The 20,366-nt window shown below is 41.2% G+C and carries 20 protein-coding genes; 19 read left to right on the forward strand and 1 reads right to left on the reverse strand.

Features of this window, described 5'->3' with window-relative positions:
- Positions 1-8: 8 nt before the first annotated feature.
- The 9 genes from hemW to deoC all read left to right on the forward strand — a co-directional run bounded on the left by hemW (position 9) and on the right by deoC (position 10,169).
- On the forward strand, positions 9-1,160 hold the full coding sequence (gene hemW, locus ABEQ24_RS19990; protein ID WP_430008427.1) for a radical SAM family heme chaperone HemW: 1,152 nt from the start codon (positions 9-11) through the stop codon (positions 1,158-1,160).
- Positions 1,161-1,337: 177 nt separating this feature from the next.
- On the forward strand, positions 1,338-2,366 hold the full coding sequence (hrcA, locus tag ABEQ24_RS19995; protein ID WP_430008428.1) for a heat-inducible transcriptional repressor HrcA: 1,029 nt from the start codon (positions 1,338-1,340) through the stop codon (positions 2,364-2,366).
- 84 nt (positions 2,367-2,450) lie between these two features.
- Entirely contained in the window at positions 2,451-3,041 is a 591-nt protein-coding gene (grpE, locus tag ABEQ24_RS20000) for a nucleotide exchange factor GrpE (RefSeq protein ID WP_430008429.1), read from the forward strand.
- Positions 3,042-3,065: 24 nt separating this feature from the next.
- Positions 3,066-4,892, forward strand: a complete 1,827-nt coding sequence (gene dnaK / locus ABEQ24_RS20005) for a molecular chaperone DnaK (RefSeq protein WP_430008430.1) — start codon at positions 3,066-3,068, stop codon at positions 4,890-4,892.
- A gap of 218 nt (positions 4,893-5,110) precedes the next feature.
- The gene (gene dnaJ, locus ABEQ24_RS20010) at positions 5,111-6,223 is read left to right on the forward strand and encodes a molecular chaperone DnaJ (RefSeq protein ID WP_430008431.1); all 1,113 of its coding nucleotides are present in this window, start codon (positions 5,111-5,113) and stop codon (positions 6,221-6,223) included.
- Between the two features lie 20 nt (positions 6,224-6,243).
- Positions 6,244-7,182, forward strand: a complete 939-nt coding sequence (prmA, locus tag ABEQ24_RS20015; RefSeq protein WP_223436806.1) for a 50S ribosomal protein L11 methyltransferase — start codon at positions 6,244-6,246, stop codon at positions 7,180-7,182.
- A gap of 13 nt (positions 7,183-7,195) precedes the next feature.
- Positions 7,196-7,951, forward strand: coding sequence for a 16S rRNA (uracil(1498)-N(3))-methyltransferase (locus tag ABEQ24_RS20020; RefSeq protein ID WP_430008432.1), 756 nt, complete (start codon positions 7,196-7,198; stop codon positions 7,949-7,951).
- Between the two features lie 5 nt (positions 7,952-7,956).
- Complete coding sequence (mtaB, locus tag ABEQ24_RS20025; RefSeq protein ID WP_430008433.1) at positions 7,957-9,315, forward strand: tRNA (N(6)-L-threonylcarbamoyladenosine(37)-C(2))-methylthiotransferase MtaB; 1,359 nt, start codon at positions 7,957-7,959, stop codon at positions 9,313-9,315.
- Positions 9,316-9,497: 182 nt separating this feature from the next.
- A complete protein-coding gene (gene deoC / locus ABEQ24_RS20030; protein ID WP_430008434.1) occupies positions 9,498-10,169 on the forward strand; it encodes a deoxyribose-phosphate aldolase in 672 nt (223 codons plus the stop codon).
- 42 nt (positions 10,170-10,211) lie between these two features.
- Here deoC and ABEQ24_RS20035 read toward each other — a convergent pair whose 3' ends face one another.
- The gene (locus tag ABEQ24_RS20035) at positions 10,212-11,159 is read right to left on the reverse strand and encodes a Na/Pi symporter (RefSeq protein WP_430008435.1); all 948 of its coding nucleotides are present in this window, start codon (positions 11,157-11,159) and stop codon (positions 10,212-10,214) included.
- Positions 11,160-11,368: 209 nt separating this feature from the next.
- On the opposite strand from ABEQ24_RS20035, the gene rpsU reads away from it, so the two are divergent.
- From rpsU to ABEQ24_RS20085, 10 genes are all read left to right on the forward strand, one after another.
- The gene (rpsU, locus tag ABEQ24_RS20040; protein WP_015595024.1) at positions 11,369-11,542 is read left to right on the forward strand and encodes a 30S ribosomal protein S21; all 174 of its coding nucleotides are present in this window, start codon (positions 11,369-11,371) and stop codon (positions 11,540-11,542) included.
- Between the two features lie 13 nt (positions 11,543-11,555).
- A complete protein-coding gene (locus ABEQ24_RS20045; RefSeq protein ID WP_307432223.1) occupies positions 11,556-12,002 on the forward strand; it encodes a GatB/YqeY domain-containing protein in 447 nt (148 codons plus the stop codon).
- Between the two features lie 529 nt (positions 12,003-12,531).
- Positions 12,532-12,708: a hypothetical protein gene (locus tag ABEQ24_RS20050; protein WP_430008436.1), complete on the forward strand. Its 177-nt coding sequence runs from the start codon at positions 12,532-12,534 to the stop codon at positions 12,706-12,708.
- A gap of 91 nt (positions 12,709-12,799) precedes the next feature.
- A complete protein-coding gene (locus ABEQ24_RS20055) occupies positions 12,800-14,125 on the forward strand; it encodes an NfeD family protein (protein ID WP_430008453.1) in 1,326 nt (441 codons plus the stop codon).
- A 16-nt stretch (positions 14,126-14,141) separates the two neighbouring features.
- Positions 14,142-15,134 carry a flotillin-like protein FloA gene (floA, locus tag ABEQ24_RS20060; protein WP_070875430.1) on the forward strand — a complete coding sequence of 331 codons (993 nt, stop codon included), beginning with the start codon at positions 14,142-14,144 and terminating at the stop codon, positions 15,132-15,134.
- A gap of 28 nt (positions 15,135-15,162) precedes the next feature.
- Positions 15,163-15,609 carry a hypothetical protein gene (locus tag ABEQ24_RS20065; protein ID WP_430008437.1) on the forward strand — a complete coding sequence of 149 codons (447 nt, stop codon included), beginning with the start codon at positions 15,163-15,165 and terminating at the stop codon, positions 15,607-15,609.
- A 61-nt stretch (positions 15,610-15,670) separates the two neighbouring features.
- The gene (yqfC, locus tag ABEQ24_RS20070) at positions 15,671-15,958 is read left to right on the forward strand and encodes a sporulation protein YqfC (RefSeq protein ID WP_430008438.1); all 288 of its coding nucleotides are present in this window, start codon (positions 15,671-15,673) and stop codon (positions 15,956-15,958) included.
- A gap of 16 nt (positions 15,959-15,974) precedes the next feature.
- Positions 15,975-17,159, forward strand: a complete 1,185-nt coding sequence (gene yqfD, locus ABEQ24_RS20075; RefSeq protein WP_430008439.1) for a sporulation protein YqfD — start codon at positions 15,975-15,977, stop codon at positions 17,157-17,159.
- A 3-nt stretch (positions 17,160-17,162) separates the two neighbouring features.
- A complete protein-coding gene (locus ABEQ24_RS20080; protein WP_430008440.1) occupies positions 17,163-18,122 on the forward strand; it encodes a PhoH family protein in 960 nt (319 codons plus the stop codon).
- 62 nt (positions 18,123-18,184) lie between these two features.
- The gene (locus ABEQ24_RS20085) at positions 18,185-20,362 is read left to right on the forward strand and encodes an HD family phosphohydrolase (protein ID WP_430008441.1); all 2,178 of its coding nucleotides are present in this window, start codon (positions 18,185-18,187) and stop codon (positions 20,360-20,362) included.
- Positions 20,363-20,366: the final 4 nt, after the last annotated feature.

A 20,366-nucleotide genomic window follows, 5' to 3' on the forward strand; every position in this document is an offset into this window, starting at 1 on the left:
TGAGAAAAATGGTCAAAGCTGCATATCTTCACATTCCTTTTTGCGAACAGATCTGTCATTATTGCGATTTTAACAAGGTCTTTTTGAAAAATCAGCCAGTTGATGAGTACCTTGACAGCATGCAAATGGAAATGAAAAACACTCTTTTAAAATACCCTGCAGATTCGCTTGAAACAATTTTTATAGGCGGAGGCACACCAACTGCTTTAAATGAAAAACAAATGGGAAAGCTCCTGACAGCAATAAATGAGGAGTTTATGCCATCCTCTTCTTTACACGAATTTGCAGTAGAAGCGAATCCTGGCGATCTTTCATATGAAAAGTTAAAGGTGATGAAAGACCTTGGAGTAAACCGCCTGAGTTTCGGGGTGCAGACATTTAACGATAAACTGCTTGAAAAAATCGGGCGCACTCACCGATCGGCTGATGTCATGAAAAGCATTGAGCTTGCCAAAAAAGCAGGCTTTGACAATATAAGCATTGACCTAATGTACGGGCTGCCTGGGCAGACAATCCATGATTTCAGAGATTCCCTGAAGGTTGCATTTGGTCTTGATGTTAAACATTATTCTTCGTATTCTCTCATTGTTGAACCCAAAACGGTTTTCTATAATTTAATGTCCAAAGGCAGACTGGTTCTTCCGCCTCAGGAAGATGAAGCCGTCATGTATGAATATCTCATGGAGGAGATGGAACAGCATGGTTTTCATCAATATGAAATCAGCAATTTTGCCCTTCCTGGTTATGAAAGCAGACATAATCTTACGTATTGGAATAATGAAGAGTACTACGGAATTGGGGCGGGAGCCCACAGCTACACAGACAATATCAGGCGGGCAAATGCAGGTCCGCTGAAAAAATATATGCAGATGATTGAAGAAACAGGCTTTCCCTATCTGAATGAGCATCAAGTAACAGAAGCTGAAAAGATGGAAGAGGAACTTTTCCTCGGTTTGCGTAAATCTTCAGGCGTCAGTAAAAAGAGGTTTGCAGATAAATTCGGCATACCTATAGCAAATGTTTTTGGAGTGCAGATACAGGAACAAACTGAAAAAGGCCTGTTAAATGATGGACAGGACTCCATTTCACTCACGCATAAGGGGAAATTGCTGGGAAATGAAGTTTTTCAGGCGTTTTTAGGTGTTGTGCCTGCTGAATAGGGTAAACAGAAAAGACGGCGTTTTTGCGCGTGTCTTTTTGTTTTCCTTTTCTCAATTGATAAACCTTTAATTTCGTTAGGAATTTAATCTAAATAATTGACATTTAACGTTTGATTTGATACTTTTTATTATAGATTTAGCACTCGCGCATACAGAGTGCTAACAGAGGTGATGATAATGTTAACAGATCGTCAGCTTTTAATACTTCAGGTCATTGTTGATGATTTTATCCAATCTGCTCAGCCGGTCGGCTCAAGAACTCTTTCTAAGAAAGAAACGATCACTTTCAGTTCTGCAACTATCAGAAATGAAATGGCTGACCTTGAAGAAATGGGTTTTATTGAAAAGACTCACAGTTCATCAGGCAGAGTTCCGTCGGAGAAAGGGTACCGCTATTATGTGGATCACTTGCTTGCTCCGCAGAAACTGACAAATATGGATGTTGTTACGATTAAGTCTGTCTTCGCCGAGCGTATTTTCGAACTTGAAAAAGTAGTGCAGAAGTCTGCTCAGATTCTTTCGGATTTAACGAATTACACGTCAATTATTTTAGGTCCTAAAGTAAACGAAAATCGCCTGAAACGAATACAGATTGTTCCGATCAGTGAAGATACAGCTGTTGCAATCATTGTGACAAATACGGGCCATGTTGAAAACAGAACCATTTCTTTTCCGGGAACAATTGATCCGATGGATATTGAGAAAATGGTAAACATATTAAATGAGCGGTTATTTAACGTCCCGATTGTCGAATTGCATGACAAAATATACAAAGAAATAGTAAACTTGCTGAGGAATCATATTCAAAACTATGACTCCATCATGAAAGTTCTATCTGGAACATTCACGATGAACGCGAATGAAAAGATATACTTCGGCGGGAAAACAAATATGTTAAGCCAGCCGGAATTCAATGATATCTCGCGTGTCAGAACCCTTTTGACAATGATTGAAGAAGAGCAGGAATTATATAACATTCTGCAGGCGTATGATTCAGGAATTACAATTAAAATCGGCAAAGAAAATCAGAATATCGCAATGGAAAACTGCAGTCTGATAACAGCAACCTATTCTGTTGATAATAAACAAATAGGGCGGATTGCCGTTCTTGGCCCGACACGAATGGAATATTCCAGAGTGATCAGTCTGCTGCAGAGAGTCACAAAAGATATGTCCAAAGCCTTAACAAATCTGTATCACTCATAAAAACATTGTCCATATTGTAAGAGAGTGGAAAATTGTTTTCCGCTCCCTTTCCATGGCTTTGCACTTTAAGGGAGGTGAAAGAAATTGACTAACGACGCAAAAGAAAGCTTAAAAGAAAATGAAACAGCATCACAAGAAGAAACGTTGGTAAACCAAGAGGGCGAATCAATGGATTCTGATACACAAGCTGAACAAGCACAGGAATCTGATGAGTTAACAGCAGCCAAAGCTAAGATTGATGAACTTGAAGCCAAGCTTAGTGAAACTGAAAACCGCATGTACCGCGTACAGGCAGATCTGGATAACTTCAGAAGAAGATCACGTCTTGATCTTGAGGCTGCCCAAAAATATCGTTCTCAAAATCTGATAACCGAAATACTGCCGGCTCTTGATAATTTTGAAAGAGCGTTAAAAATAGATACGGATGACGAAAAAACACAATCCCTGCTGCAGGGAATGGATATGGTTTACCGCCAGCTGGTTCAGGCGCTGCAAAATGAGGGCATTGAAGCCATTCAGGCAGAAGGGCAGCCGTTTGACCCGCATCTTCATCAGGCTGTTATGCAGGTGGAAGATGATCAATATGAATCCAATGTTGTCATTGAAGAATTCCAAAAAGGCTACAAATTGAAAGACCGCATTATCAGACCAGCAATGGTTAAAGTGAATCAATAACTTACATATTAGGAGGTTTCTACGATGGGGAAAATTATCGGCATCGATTTAGGTACAACAAACTCATGTGTTGCAGTATTAGAAGGCGGAGAACCTAAGGTTATTCCAAATGCAGAAGGCAACCGCACAACTCCTTCAGTAGTAGCATTTAAAAATGGCGAGCGCCAGGTTGGCGAAGTAGCAAAACGCCAGGCTATTACAAATCCAAATACTATTATGTCCATCAAACGACACATGGGAACGGACTATAAAGTAGAGGTAGAGGGCAAGGAGAATACTCCTCAGCAAATCTCTGCAATCATCCTTCAGCATTTAAAAGCATATGCAGAAGACTATTTAGGCGAACCTGTTACAAAAGCGGTTATCACAGTACCGGCATACTTCAATGATGCTGAACGTCAGGCAACTAAAGATGCAGGTAAAATTGCAGGACTTGAAGTTGAGCGTATTATCAACGAACCAACTGCAGCAGCACTTGCTTACGGTTTAGATAAAACAGACCAAGATCAGACAATTCTTGTTTACGATTTAGGCGGCGGTACATTTGACGTGTCCGTTTTAGAACTTGGAGACGGAGTATTCGAAGTTCGTTCAACGGCTGGAGACAACCGTCTTGGCGGAGATGATTTTGACCAAGTAATCATTGATTATTTAGTATCAGAATTCAAAAAAGAAAACGGCATCGACCTTTCAAAAGACAAAATGGCTCTTCAGCGTTTGAAAGATGCTGCTGAAAAAGCTAAGAAAGATCTTTCTGGTGTATCTTCAACACAGATTTCATTGCCTTTCATCACAGCTGGAGAAGCTGGACCTCTTCACTTGGAAGTAACATTGTCACGTGCTAAATTCGAAGAGCTTTCTTCTGATTTAGTTGAAAGAACAATGGGTCCTGTTCGCCAGGCACTTAAAGATGCAGGTCTTTCTAAAAATGAAATTGATAAAGTAATCCTTGTCGGCGGATCTACTCGTATCCCTGCTGTTGTAGAAACAATCAAAAAAGAGCTTGGCCAAGAGCCATCAAAAGGCGTTAACCCGGACGAAGTTGTAGCACTTGGTGCAGCAATTCAAGGCGGCGTCATCACTGGTGATGTGAAAGACGTTGTATTGCTTGACGTAACACCACTTTCACTTGGAATTGAAACAATGGGCGGCGTATTCACAAAGTTAATCGAGCGCAACACGACGATTCCAACAAGCAAATCACAAGTATTTTCAACGGCTGCTGACAGCCAAACAGCTGTAGACATCCATGTCCTTCAAGGTGAGCGTCCAATGTCTGCAGATAATAAAACATTAGGCCGTTTCCAATTAACGGATATCCCGCCGGCTCCGCGCGGAGTACCGCAGATTGAAGTGTCATTTGATATTGATAAAAACGGTATCGTAAATGTGCGTGCAAAAGATTTAGGCACAAATAAAGAACAGACAATCACAATTAAATCTTCAACAGGTTTAAGTGATGATGAAATCGAACGCATGGTAAAAGAAGCAGAAGAAAATGCAGATGCGGATAAAGCGCGCAAAGAAGAAGTTGAACTTCGCAATGAAGCAGATCAGCTGGTTTTCACAACTGAAAAGACTCTGAAAGATCTTGAAGGTAAAGTAGACGAAGCTGACGTCGCAAAAGCGAACGAAGCAAAAGACGCATTAAAAGCTGCTATTGAAAAAAATGAACTTGAAGAAATCAGAACGAAAAAAGATGAACTTCAAGAAATCGTTCAGCAATTATCAATGAAATTGTATGAAGAAGCGGCAAAACAGCAGCAAGGTGCTGAAGGTGCAGCAGGCGCAAAGCAAGATGACAACGTAGTTGATGCTGAATATGAAGAAGTAAACGACGATAAAAAATAATACTGAGCGGAAATGAGTGACTTCATTCCGCATAAGGAAAGTCAAAGTCAGGCTTGTCTTGACTTTGACTTTTTTTCATGAAGAAAGAAAAGACTTTTCAGAAATGTATGAATAGATTATGGGTATGAAAACACCTTCTATACGTAAACAATATCTTGCAATCAGGTTAAATCGAGTGATACAATTTACTTTATGTGAGAATTCGGGAGTGAGAAATTATGAGCAAGCGTGATTACTATGAAGTGCTTGGAGTAAGTAAGAGCGCGACAAAGGATGAAATGAAAAAAGCGTACCGCAAGCTTTCTAAACAATATCATCCTGATATCAACAAAGATGCGGATGCAACCGATAAATTCAAAGAAATTTCAGAGGCTTATGAGGTTTTGACAGATGATCAAAAGCGTGCGCAATATGATCAATTTGGACATACTGATCCTAATCAGGGCTTTGGAGGATCTGACTTTGGCGGAGGATTCGGTTTTGACGATATTTTCAGTTCAATCTTTGGCGGTGGCAGAAGACGTGACCCAAATGCGCCAAGGCAAGGTGCTGACCTTCAGTATACAATGACTCTGTCCTTTGAAGATGCTGTATTCGGCAAGGATACAACCATTGAAATTCCGCGTGAGGAAACATGTGATACATGTGACGGATCTGGAGCAAAGCCCGGAACTAAACCGGAAACATGTAAACATTGCAGCGGATCAGGGCAGCTGAACGTTGAGCAGAACACGCCATTCGGCAGAATTGTCAACCGCCGCGTATGTCATCATTGCAGCGGAACAGGCAAAATGATCAAGCATAAATGTTCAACTTGCGGAGGAGCTGGCAAAGTTCAAAAGCGCAAAAAGATTTCCGTTAAAATTCCAGCTGGAGTCGATGATGGCCAGCAGCTTAGAGTTTCCGGACAAGGAGAGCCAGGATTTAACGGGGGGCCAAGCGGTGATTTATATGTCGTATTCCAAGTAAGATCTCATGAGTTCTTTGAGAGAGACGGAGACGATATCTACTGTGAAATGCCGCTTACATTTGCTCAGGCTGCATTAGGCGATGAAATTGAAGTGCCTACTCTGCACGGCAAAGTAAAACTGAAGGTGCCGGCCGGAACACAAACGGGCACTAAATTCCGCATGAAGGGAAAAGGTGTCGCAAATGTAAGAGGTTACGGACAGGGTGATCAGCACATTCTCGTCCGTGTATTAACGCCTACTAATATTACAGAAAAACAAAAAGAGCTTATCCGTGAATTCGCTGAAATAAGCGGGGGAAGACCAGATGAGCATGAAGAAAGCTTTTTTGATAAAGTGAAGCGTGCGTTCAAGGGTGAATAAACAGAAGTGGAGCTGGTAGAATGAAATGGTCCGAGTTAAGTATTCATACAACACAAGAAGCGGTAGAACCAATTTCGAATATATTGCATGAGGCCGGAGCAAGCGGCGTCGTCATTGAAGATCAAATGGATCTATTAAAAGAGCGTGAAAGTGTTTATGGAGAAATCTACCACCTCAATTCTGATGATTATCCTGATGAAGGTGTTATTATTAAAGCATACCTGCCGGTAAACAGTTTCCTTGGCGAAACCGTTGAGGAGATTAAAGAAGCTGTAAATAACCTGCTTATTCATGATATCGATTTAGGAAAAAATGATATCTCAATAAGTGAGGTAAATGATGAAGAGTGGGCAACTGCGTGGAAGAAATATTATCATCCTGTAAAGATTTCGGAGAGATTTACGATTGTGCCGACATGGGAAACTTATACACCGGTCCATTCGGATGAACTCATTATTGAGCTTGATCCCGGGATGGCTTTTGGCACAGGTACCCACCCTACAACCGTTCTTTGTATTCAGGCGCTTGAGCGTTCTGTAAAAGAACACGATTTAGTGGTAGATGTCGGCACAGGATCCGGAGTTTTAAGCATTGCTTCTGCAATGCTTGGAGCAAAGCAGGTTCAGGCGCTGGATTTAGATCCTGTTGCTGTTGAAAGCGCACGTTTAAATACGAAATTAAATAAAGTGCATCAGGCCGTCACAGTCTCTCAAAATAATTTGCTGAACGGTATTCAAGGTCCTGTAGACGTAGTCGTTGCAAATATTTTGGCTGAAGTCATTCTGCGATTTGTCCACGATGCAAACCAGATACTGAAACAAGGCGGTTTGTTCATCACTTCTGGAATCATTCTCAATAAAAAAGCTGAAGTTAAAAACGGTTTAATCGAGGCTGGTTTTGAGATTGAAGAAACAGTTGTTATGGAAGACTGGGTGGCCTTTATCGCAAGAAAAAAATAAGAGGTGCTCATCTGTGCAGCGTTATTTTATAAGTGAGAAAAAAGAAAATATAACAGATAGAATGACAATCACGGGAGACGACGTACATCACATCTCCCGTGTTATGCGTATGAAACCCGGCAGCAGACTGATTTGCTGTACGTCAGACGGACAGGCAGCGCTTTGTGAGATAGAAGAGGTAAATGATGAGACCGCAGTATGCTTGATCATTGAATGGCAGACTGTTGATCACGAACTCCCTGTATCAGTCACGATAGCGAGCGGGCTGCCTAAAGGGGATAAGCTGGAATGGATTCTGCAAAAGGGCACAGAACTTGGTGCAGCTTCGTTTATCCCTTTTAATGCTGCTCGTTCCGTTGTAAAGCTTGATGCAAAAAAGGCCGTCAAAAAAGTGGAGCGCTGGAGAAAGATTGTAAAAGAAGCGTCTGAACAATCTTATCGCAACAGAATTCCCGAGGTTGCTGAACCATACAGCTGGAAGGAACTCATTAATACTTCCGCTTCATATGATGTAAAAATCGTCGCATATGAAGAATCCGCTAAAAATGGGGAACTCGCGAACCTTGCAAAAGCATTGAATGAGAGTCATACTGGTCAGTCCATTCTCGTAGTTTTTGGACCGGAAGGCGGACTGACGGAAGAAGAAATAAAACAGCTGACTGATGCAGGTTTTATAGCCTGCGGGCTCGGGCCGAGAATTTTACGGACGGAAACGGCTCCGCTTTATGTGTTATCTGCTGTTTCTTATTATTTTGAATTATCGAGGTGATTACCATGCCAACCGTTGCATTTCATACACTTGGCTGTAAAGTAAACCATTATGAAACAGAAGCTATCTGGCAGTTATTTAAGGACGCGGGCTATGACCGTTCTGAATTTGAAAGCAAGGCTGATGTTTATGTCATAAATACATGTACAGTAACGAATACTGGCGATAAAAAAAGCCGCCAGGTCATTCGCCGTGCAATCAGAAAAAATCCGGACGGCGTTATTTGTGTAACAGGCTGTTATGCTCAAACTTCTCCTGCTGAAATTATGGCGATTCCGGGTGTTGATATCGTTGTAGGCACATCTGACCGTGTTAAAATGCTTGACTATATTGAACAATTTAAGAACGAAAGACAGCCTATCAACGGCGTCAGCAATATTATGAAGGCCCGGGTTTATGAGGAACTAGATGTACCTGCTTTTACAGACCGCACTCGTGCATCATTGAAGATCCAGGAAGGCTGCAACAACTTCTGTACATTCTGTATTATTCCATGGGCACGCGGCTTAATGCGCTCCCGTGACCCAAAAGAAGTAATTAAGCAGGCTCAGCAGTTAGTTGATGCAGGCTATAAAGAAATCGTATTAACAGGTATTCATACAGGTGGATACGGCGAAGACATGAAGGATTACAACTTCGCTATGCTGCTGCGTGAGCTGGACACTAAGGTTCACGGCTTAAAGCGCATCAGAATCTCTTCTATTGAAGCAAGTCAAATTACTGACGAAGTCATAGAAGTGCTTGATCAGTCAGATAAAATTGTCCGCCATTTGCATATTCCGATTCAATCAGCCTCAAATACTGTATTGAAAAGAATGCGCCGCAAATACACAATGGAATTCTTTGCTGAGCGTTTAACACGCCTGAAACAGGCATTGCCAGGACTTGCTGTCACTTCTGACGTAATCGTCGGCTTCCCTGGTGAAACGGATGAAGAATTCATGGAAACTTATAACTTTATTAAAGAACATAAATTTTCAGAACTTCATGTTTTCCCATATTCAAAGCGGACAGGCACGCCTGCTGCCAGAATGGAAGATCAAGTAGATGAGGACGTCAAAAACGAACGTGTTCATCAGCTGATTGCCCTTTCTGATCAGCTTGCGAAAGAATACGCATCTATATATGAAGATGAAGTTCTGGAGGTTATCCCGGAAGAACTCTACAAAGAAGATCCTGAAAGCGGACTTTATGTCGGGTATACGGATAATTACCTGAAAATTGTTTTCCCTGCAACAGAAGAAATGGTCGGGAAAATTGTGAAAGTGAAAATTACTAAAGCTGGCTATCCATATTCAGAAGGTCAGTTTGTGCGTGTCATGGAAGATGCATCTGCAGCTGAAAGCATGCGAAACATCTCTTAACCTGGTCGAGCAGACCGGGTTTTTTTATTTAAATGATCAAATCAGAAAACATACTTTCTTTAAAAAAGAGGTTTAGAATTGTTTTGCTTGTGTAAATTAAGTTAGTACTCGTATTTTTTTAAAAAAAGTGTTAAGATGTAAGAGGTCAGACGACTAATTAAATGGAAAAGGGGTACTTACATATGTCAGTAAATATTGGCAGTATGATTGACCATACAGCATTAAAGCCTGAAACAACAAAGGCTCAAATCGAAACATTATGCGCAGAAGCAAAGGAATATAAATTCGCATCCGTCTGTGTAAATCCAACTTGGATTGAAACAGCAGCTGCTTTACTTAAAGGTACAGATGTTAAAGTTTGTACTGTAATCGGTTTCCCTCTTGGTGCGACTACAGTTGAAACAAAAGCATTTGAAACAAATGATGCCATTGCAAAAGGTGCAACAGAAGTTGACATGGTGATCAACATCGCTGCATTAAAAGATAAAAATGACGAGCTTGTTGAGCGCGACATCCGTGCTGTTGTAGATGCAGCTAAAGGAAAAGCGCTTACTAAAGTAATCATTGAATCATGTCTATTAACAGACGAAGAAAAAGTAAGAGCCTGTGAATTATCAGTTAAAGCGGGAGCGGATTTTGTTAAAACTTCTACTGGTTTCTCAACTGGCGGAGCAACTGTCGAGGATATCGCTCTTATGCGCAAAACAGTAGGACCTGATGTTGGAGTGAAAGCTTCAGGCGGCGTCCGTGACCGTGCAGGAGCGCTCGCAATGGTTGAAGCTGGTGCAACCCGCATCGGTGCAAGTGCCGGAATTTCAATCGTTAAAGGTGAAGTTTCAAACTCTGATTATTAATACAAGGCTAAAAAGACTGCTGAAATTTTTTCGGCAGTCTTTTTATTTTTTTCCTCTAAAAAATGTTGAAAATGAAACGACGAAACTGCCGAATGCATTTGCAAAAGGAAGCAATGCAAGTGAACTGATGACATTAAAAATTAAACTGAAATGAGCAAGCTGCAAGTCAGGCTGTGAAGATAGATTTTGAACAGCTGCACTGCAGAATGAAATGAAAGGGTAAAATGCGGCTGCACCTATAACATTTACCCATATATGTGCATAGGCAGTAAGCTTCGCATCTTGATTCGCAGCTGCAGCGGCCATCCAGCCTGTTATACATGTGCCGATGTTTGCTCCGAGAACATAAGCAATGCCTGCACTGAGCGTAAGGATATCTGCATTTAAAAAACTCATTATGATGCCTACAGTCGCAGCACTCGAATGAATAATTCCTGTAAGAAGCGTACCGCTGATGACTCCTGCAAAAGAATGTTCATTTGTATACAGCAGCAGCTCGTTTACAAGCTCTAATTGGGATAAAGGATATGCAAGTCGCCCAAAGCCTGCCATCGCTGAAAAAAGTGCTCCTAGTCCCATAAAAGCTGCACACATTCGAATCAGTGCTTCTTTTTTAAAAATAACTCCCATAAAAAAACATAGAAATCCAATAACGAAAAGCGGCAGAATCAATGATCCAATATCCAATGTGATTAGCTGGGTTGTGAAAGTAGATCCGATATTCGTTCCAAGAATAATTCCTATCGTTTGTTTAAACGAGATGACTCCCGCTGAAACAAGACCGATTACAATGACCATCACAGCTGAACTGCTTTGCAGGATTCCCGTAAAGATAATACCCGCGATAAAAGCTTTGACGGGATGATTAATACATGCATAAATCCAGTCTCTCATCGCATGTCCGGATAGAATAGATAGGCCTTTTTTCAGCAAATGCATACCCGCTAAAAAGACAATTAAGTAAAGCAGGAAAAAGCCTGCAGCCCACATCAAATCACCTCTTATTCAAAAAATATATGGACAAGCGCATGGGGACATGACAAAAATCTACCGGACAAATGAACGAAATTAAGAACTTTTTTTTATATAAGTTGACCTCTGAGAAACGTTATATTATAATTGCAAAGTACATGTTTTCTATAAACATGTTTATTAAACAGATGATGTCGATTGGTTGTATTCGGAGGGAGGGAATAAGAATGTCAAAAACGGTCGTTCGTAAAAACGAGTCGCTTGAGGACGCTCTTCGTCGCTTCAAACGTACAGTATCAAAAAGCGGTACTATACAAGAAGCTAGAAAGCGCGAATTCTATGAAAAACCTAGCGTAAAACGTAAGAAAAAGTCTGAAGCTGCTAGAAAACGCAAATTCTAAAGAGGGTGGATTTATGAGTCTTCTTGAGCGTTTGAATCAAGATATGAAACAAGCGATGAAGAACAAAGAGAAGGACAAACTGGCTGTTATCCGCATGGTGAAAGCCTCATTACAAAATGAAGGCATCAAGCTGGGTAAACAGGAGTTGTCTGCTGAAGAGGAACTGACTGTGTTTTCTCGCGAATTAAAGCAACGTAAAGACTCCCTCCAGGAATTCAGTAAAGCTGATCGCTTAGATTTAGTTGAAAAGACACAGGCTGAACTTGATATTTTAACTGTATATATGCCTGAACAGCTTTCAGAAGAAGAACTTCAAGCTATTGTGAAAGAAACAATCGCAGAAGTAAACGCAACTTCTAAAGCAGACATGGGTAAAGTTATGGCTGCGATCATGCCTAAGGTTAAAGGTAAGGCTGATGGCGCGCTTGTCAATAAAACTGTAGCTGGACAGCTATCATAAAAAGACGGAAAACACCTTGTTCATTTGAACAAGGTGTTTTTTAATGTCTTTATGGGGAAATCATAAGTCAGCTGCCGCAACCCTTAAAAATAGTCTTGTCGAAGAACCATTTTAGCTGAAAATAGATCACTTTAACTGAACCGGGTATTAGCTTTACACATTGTCCAGCTCCACCTCCTAACTCCTCGGCCAGAACGGATCATCCAGCAAAGGCAAAAAGCGCCTTCACTGGCTGATCCTTATCTGTCTGTCGGAGCTAAACGGGTTTTTCTGCATCACACATTGTCCAGCTCCACCTCCTAACTCCTCGGTCAGAACAGTCGGTTCCGCTTTTCTGTATTGTCCAGCTCCATCGCCCAACTCCTCGGCCAGAACGGATCATCCAGCAAAGGCAAAAAGCGCCTTCACTGGCTGATCCTTATTTGTCTGTAGGAGCTAAACGGGTTTTTCTGCATCACACATTGTCCAGCTCCACCTCCTAACTCCTCGGTCAGAACAGATTCGCCATTAAAGGCAAAAAGCGCCTTTAATGGCGAATCTTTATCTGCCTGTCGGAGCTGAACAGTCGGTTCCGCTTTTCTGTATTGTCCAGCTCCATCGCCCAACTCCTCGGCCAGAACGGATCATCCAGCAAAGGCAAAAAGCGCCTTCACTGGCTGATCCTTATCTGTCTGTCGGAGCTAAACGGGCGATTCCGCTTTTCTAGTAAGAATTTTTCCCAAAAACGAAACCTATACTTAAGTTGAAACGTATTACGGTTAAAGCTTACGATTGAAAGGAGGCTTGTGATTTAGTTGATGGGAAATCATAACCGTTTATTTCACATATTATTTGGCTGTGTTTTGTTTCTTTCCTTGTTCGGCAGCGCGTATATGCCCGCTGCAGATAATCATTCTGAAAAAGTAGCAGTCATTCCAATTGAAGAAACCGTTGAAAAAGGGCTGTCACAATTTATTAAGAGATCTTTTAAGGAAGCAAGAGCTGAAAATGCTGACCACATTATTCTCGATATAAATACTCCGGGCGGAGCGGTTGATGCAGCACTTGAAATTGCGGACACAATAAGAGCATCAGAAATCCCTGTAACCGCTTTTATTGACAGAAGGGCATTATCGGCTGGAGCTTATATTGCCTTAAATGCTGACCAGATTTACATGGTCCCTGGGGCCAAGATGGGTTCTGCGGCAATTATTGATCTCGAGGGCAATACAGCTGATAAAAAAGCGGAATCTCTCTGGCTCGCTGAAATGAAAGAATCAGCCGAACAGAATAACAGAGATTCAAAATATGCACTTGCGATGGCTGATCCTGATATTGACCTTCCTGAGTTTGGGGCAGGCAAGGGTGATTTATTGACATTGACTGCAAATCAGGCGTTAGAAGTAAACTATGCTGAAGGCATCGCTGAAAATATGGACAGTTTGTTAAAAGAACTGCACTTAAGTTCTGCTGAAGTGATTGATATTGAAGTGAGCTTCGCTGAAAAAGTAGCAAGATTTGTGACCCATCCCATTGTGATTCCGATTCTGCTTTCGATTGGAAGTCTTGGACTTATCGTTGAATTATACAGTCCTGGTTTTGGACTGCCGGGCTTCATGGGCCTCTCCTCTCTGTTCCTGTTCTTTTACGGACATTATATTGCGGGGCTTGCTGGACTTGAAACTGTGATTTTGTTCATTGTTGGATTGATTCTGGTGGCCGCTGAGTTTTTTGTTCCCGGCGGAATAATAGGCTTTATTGGGTTTGGAGCGATCCTATTAAGCTTTTTCATCGCAACTGATGATATTGCATATATGGCATTTTCATTAGGTGTGGCACTGCTCGTTGCCGTTACGGCAGCCATCATATTTGTAAAGGTGTTTGGAAAACGTATGAATATATTTAAAAAATTGATCTTGCGCGATTCTACAAATACTGAAAGCGGGTATGTTTCAAACCGGAACCGTCTGGAGCTGATCGGAAAAACGGGCATTGCCCTTACTTCCATGAGGCCATCAGGAACGGCACTCATAGATGATGAACGAATCGATGTTGTGACAGAAGGCACGTATATTACTAAAGATCAAAAAATAAAAGTTGTTAAAGTAGAAGGCTCTCGTGTTGTTGTGAGAGAAATCCTTTAATACAAGGAGGAGTACAATGGATCCGTCATTGCTGTTAACATTAGGGTTAATTGTTATTGGAGTTATATTAATAGGTGTATTATTTACATTTGTACCGATTACGCTATGGATCTCAGCACTTGCTGCAGGTGTTCGAATCAGCATCTTCACCCTTATTGGAATGAGGCTTCGCCGCGTAAGCCCGAACCGAATCATTAATCCATTAATTAAAGCGCATAAAGCTGGACTTGGTGTTACGATTAATCAGCTTGAGAGTCATTATTTAGCAGGAGGAAATGTTGACCGCGTAGTCAATGCCTTAATTGCCGCAGAACGTGCGAATATCGAACTGTCTTTTGAACGATGCGCCGCCATTGACCTTGCTGGAAGGGATGTTTTAGAGGCCGTTCAAATGAGTGTAAATCCTAAAGTTATAGAAACGCCGTTTATCGCAGGTGTGGCAATGGATGGAATTGAAGTCAAGGCTAAAGCCCGCATCACGGTCCGTGCAAATATCGAACGGTTAGTCGGAGGCGCAGGCGAAGAAACGATTATTGCCCGTGTAGGTGAAGGGATTGTCAGTACAATCGGTTCTTCCGGCAATCACAAAAAAGTCCTTGAGAATCCTGATATGATTTCTCAAACGGTGTTAAATAAAGGCTTAGATTCCGGAACTGCATTTGAAATTCTGTCGATTGATATAGCGGATGTTGATATCGGCAAAAATATTGGAGCCATCTTACAGACCGATCAAGCCGAGGCAGATAAGAAGATTGCCCAGGCTAAAGCTGAAGAACGCCGTGCTATGGCGGTCGCTCTTGAACAGGAAATGAATGCAAAAACGCAGGAAATGAGAGCGAAAGTAGTGGAAGCGGAAGCAACGGTTCCGCTTGCAATGGCTGAAGCATTGCGAAATGGAAAAATTGGTGTAATGGACTATATGAATTTTGAGAATATAAATGCCGATACAGATATGAGAGATTCAATCGGAAAGTTATCAAAAGATCAGCCGGATCATGATAATAAATAGTCAAAGCTCGAAAAGGAGGTGCTGAAGAATGGAATTAGTAGATTTTATTCTTGGCAATCCATTAGTCATCGCGGGTCTGATCTTTGCAGTATCATCCTTATTCGGCAAAAAAAAGAAGGAAAGACAACAGCGGAGGCAAAAAGAAAAACCTGCCTCTGCTGCGCCTGTCCCTTCAATTGACCAGACCGCAAATCAGCAGCCGGTTAAAGAACGCATGAAGGAAGCGATTCAAACAATTGAATCCGGATATCAGGCAGCAAAAACGGATTCGAGCGAGCTTGGAAATGAAATTGGCTCAGCAGCTGATGAAATCAAGACTGAAATTATGACTGTTTCTAAAATCAGACAGTCTGAGCACACGAAAGCAAACCATGTCATCAATAAGGATAATGTTGTTCAAGGTTTTATCTGGAGTGAAATTCTTGGTTCGCCAAGATCTAAAAAGCCTCATCCTTCTGCTAAACGCCGAGTTTAAAAAAGAAGTGTTAGAACCCCCTTTCTGCTCATACATATGAGATGAGAGGGGGTTCTTTTTTATGGCGAAAAAATGGCGACAGCAAGTAGCGAAATGGATCTCACGAACAGCAGAAATACCCCAGGATGTCATGATGGATCTTCCCCGTATCACGATGATCGGCCAAATACATATTTATATTGAAAATCATAGAGGGCTGCTCACTTTTACAGATAATGAACTGCGGCTTCTCCTCAAACAGGGGCAGCTTCAGATTAAAGGTGAGGCCTTTGTCATAAAAGCGATTTTGCCCGAAGAAATCCTTTTACAGGGGAAAATCGATCAAGTCAATTACTTAGAGCAATCATGAAGACAGGAGGATCACGATGAAAAACCAATGGATGCATTTCTTTTACGGTGTCATAAAAGTCACAATTAAAGGGAGGGGAACAGAAAGGTTTATTAATGACTGCATCAGGAAGGACGTACCAGTGTGGAATGTAAGGAGAGAGGGAGAGGCGGTCTCTTTTTTTATTCGGCTGAAAGATGTACATGCCATCCGGGCAGCAGCCCGAAATAATGAATGCAAATGCTCTTTGAAGAAAGTGTCGGGTCTGCCTTTTCTCGTTCAAAAATCCTTGAAAAACAGCGGATTTGTTATAGGGTTCGTATTGTTTTTTACCGTTATTCTCCTTTTATCCAACATGATCTGGGGAATCGATATTAAGGGAGCTAAGCCCAGCACGGAGCATCTTATTAGAAAAGAGCTTGATGCTATGGGCGTGAAGCCTGGAAAATTGCAATTCCTGACACTGGATCCGGATTCCATTCAAAAAAATCTGACAAACAATATTAAAGAACTTACTTGGGTTGGAGTTGAACTGAAGGGCACAAATTATCATTTTGAAGTTGTAGAGAAAAATGAACCTGAAAAAATATCGTATTCAAGTCCCCAGCATATCGTTGCAAAGAAAAAAGCAATTATTACTAAGATGTATGTTGAAAAAGGACAGCCTGCGGTCACTATAAACGAGCATGTAAAAAAAGGGCAAATGCTTGTTTCTGGATTAATAGGCAATGAGAAGAATCAGCAGAAGGTGGCAGCGAAAGCGGAGATACTGGGAGAAACCTGGTATCAAGCTGAAGTCGTTGTACCTATTAAAACAACGTTTAATGTTTTTTCAGGCGATGAAAAGCGGAAGTATTATTTAGAAGTTGGTTCATGGCAGCTTCAGGTGTGGGGGTTTAAACAGGACATGTTTACAAAATCTGAAGTGGAGGAAGACATTAGATCCATTAAATTTCTGAAGTGGGAGCTGCCGATTGGATACGGCAAAAAAATATATCGTGAAAAAGAAATTGTTACACGAACGTACAACAAAGAAGGAGCGAGAAAAGCCGGGCTTGAGCAGGGCAAGAAAAAATTAATGAATGAATTGGGGGAAGAAGCAGAAATAAAGGGCCAAAAAGTTTTGCACGAGACGAACGAGAATGGTAAAGTAAAACTAACAGTGCTCTACCAAGTTATAGAAAATATCGTAAAAACAACACCAATTGTTCAGGGAGATTAAATCATGCCAGAAGAACTAGTTACGATAAATCAGCAATTAGAAAATCCAAATGAAGCCGTTGCTCTTTTTGGGAACAATGATGCACATTTAAAGCGAATGGAAGAGGAGCTGAACGTCTCCATTGTTACAAGAGGCGAAGCAGTTTATGTTTCCGGGGAGCCTGACAGCGTTCAGACAGTGAATGATGTTTTAAAATCTCTGCTTGTCCTGATCCGAAAAGGAATCACTATTAGTGAACGCGACGTTCTATACGGAATTGAGATGGCAAAACGATTAAAACTTGATGAATTTGAAGCATTATATGTAGATGAAATCAGCAAAGATGCCCGGGGGAAATCAATCAGAGTTAAAACGCTCGGACAAAGACATTACATCTCTTCTATCAGGAGTAAAGATCTTGTCTTTGGAATTGGACCTGCAGGAACAGGAAAAACCTATCTGGCCGTTGTCATGGCAGTGAGCGCATTGAAAAATAACGGAGTAAAAAAAATCATTTTAACCAGACCTGCAGTAGAAGCCGGTGAAAGCCTGGGCTTTCTGCCGGGGGATCTTAAGGAAAAAGTTGATCCTTATCTTCGCCCTCTTTATGACGCTTTGCATGATGTTCTTGGAACGGAGCACACACAAAGATTAATTGAAAGAGGAACGATTGAAATTGCACCTCTTGCTTACATGAGAGGAAGAACGCTTGATGATGCCTTTGTCATTTTAGATGAAGCCCAGAATACGACACCTGCTCAAATGAAGATGTTTTTGACAAGGCTTGGTTTTGGTTCCAAAATGGTCATCACCGGGGATATTACACAGGTAGACTTGCCAAAAGGCGTAAAATCAGGACTTGCTGCCGCTAAAGAAACGTTAAGTACCGTCAGCGGCATTGCTTTTAACGAACTGCAGCAATCAGATGTTGTCCGCCACCCGCTGGTTGCGAAAATCATCGAAGCATATGATCAGACAAAGTGACCCGACATCCCGATTTCGGGTCACTTTTTTCACGATTGCAAAGGGGAGCAGGGGGTGATGTTATGAAATTGAAGCAAAAGCCAAAACTTAGTCAGCTGATCGATAAATTAAAGAATTATAAATTTATTCATATTTCGATGTATATTATGCTCGCCGCGGTCATTTTTGTCTCGCTTTACAGCAATGTAAAGCCGGAAACAATTGATGTTGAACTTTTCACATATTCAGATCAAACAATCATTGCTCCTACTCAGGCTGATGATACATATGAAACGGAAAATAAGCGCCAGGAAGCCTATGATGCAGTGGAGGATGAATATGTTCTAAGAAAAGACTATGTTGTAAACAGAGTAGAAGTCATAACATCCATTTTTGATTTTGCAAAAGAAACAAATAAAGAGGCAGCAGACGAAATAAAAATGCAGAATGAAAATGTTACTGAAGGGGAAGAAGTGTATTCCATTTCTGCAGATGAAAAGCTTAAACGTTTAAAGGACAAGCTGACAGCGGACATTAGAGAAAAAATTCCCGATGAAACCTTTAGAGCGCTGCTCGACTCTTCAGACAATGAATTGTCTATTGCAAGAGATGCTGTCATTACTGCGGTTAATCGCGTAATGAGCGATGAAATTCCCCTTCAGAAACAGGATGAAGCAAAGGACCTGGTAGAAGAGGATCTTAAGTCTTCTACACTTCGGGCTGACTTATCAAATGCAGCTGTACAGCTTGGAAGATATGCTGTTATTGCAAACTATGTTTTTGATCTCGATGCGACCGAAGAGAAAAAACAGCAGGCATATGATGATGTGAAAGAAGTACAGATAAAACAAGGCCAGATTCTTGTTGAAGAAGGCGGTTACATCAGCCGGGACATCTACAGAAAGCTAGATCTTGTCGGGCTTCTTGATAATCAGCTTGCACTAAAGCCGTTTGCAGGCCTAATGCTGATTATTCTTCTGATTATTGCCACACTCATATACTATTTTGAAGCTCCAGATAAGCCATCAGAGAGAAAGAATCATTCTCTTATTCTTTACGTGTTAATTTTCAGCATTACAATCCTTGTTATAAAAATCATCAGTTTCTTTCAGGAGATTGATTATTCTAATGTAGGTTATCTGGTACCGGTTGCGATGGGTGCAATGCTTATCAAACTTCTTCTGCATGAAAGGCTTGCTATATTAACGAGTATTATTTTTGCCATATGCGGGAGTATTATCTTTAATGAAGGTGTTACGGGCACCTTCAATTTCACAATCGGTGTCTACTTCCTATTTGGAAGTATTGCAGGAGTCTTATTTTTGAATGAGCAAAATGTCCGTTCAAGAATTCTCCAGACAGGTTTATTTGTATCCTTGATCAATATCCTGATCATCACTTCTATCCTGTTAATGCAAAATGGAAGCTATTCAAACATTGAACTTGGTTCTTACTTTATCATGGCGCTTGCTTCGGGTCTTGTATCATCCGTTTTGACGATCGGATTTATGCCGTTTTTTGAAACGGGTTTTGGTATTCTGTCTACAATGAAACTAATTGAACTTTCAAATCCAAATCATCCGCTGCTCCGCAAAATATTAACGGAAACACCGGGGACATATCATCACAGTGTCATGGTGGCAAACTTGTCTGAGGCAGCTTGTGAAGCAATTGGGGCGAATGGGCTTCTTGCGCGTGTGGGAGCCTATTATCATGATATTGGAAAGACGAAACGCCCTCAATATTTTATCGAAAATCAAATGAATATTGAAAATCCGCATGACAAATTGTCGCCTCAATTAAGCAAAAATGTGATTATTTCACATGTGTCAGATGGGGCAGAGCTTCTCCGCAGGCACAAAATGCCAAAGGAATTTGCAGATATTGCAGAACAGCATCACGGAACAACTTTGTTGAAGTTTTTCTATCATAAAGCAAAACAAAATCATCCTGAAATTTATGAAGAAGAGTTTCGTTATCCGGGACCAAAACCTCAAACAAAAGAAATAGCTATTATTTCGATAGCAGACAGTGTTGAAGCCGCAGTTAGATCCATGGCAAGTCCAACTCCGGACAAAATCGAAAAACTGATTCGCGGCATCATAACAGACAGGCTTCAGGATCATCAGCTGAGCGAATGCGATTTAACACTCAGAGAGCTTGATATGATTGCAAAATCATTCAGTGAAACATTAAAAGGGATATTCCATTCGAGAATTGAATATCCGGAAATTTCAAAACAGAAGGTGAAACAAGCATGAATAA

Source organism: Metabacillus idriensis, assembly GCF_050483325.1.
GTDB classification, from domain to species: Bacteria; Bacillota; Bacilli; order Bacillales; family Bacillaceae; genus Bacillus_P; species Bacillus_P idriensis_A.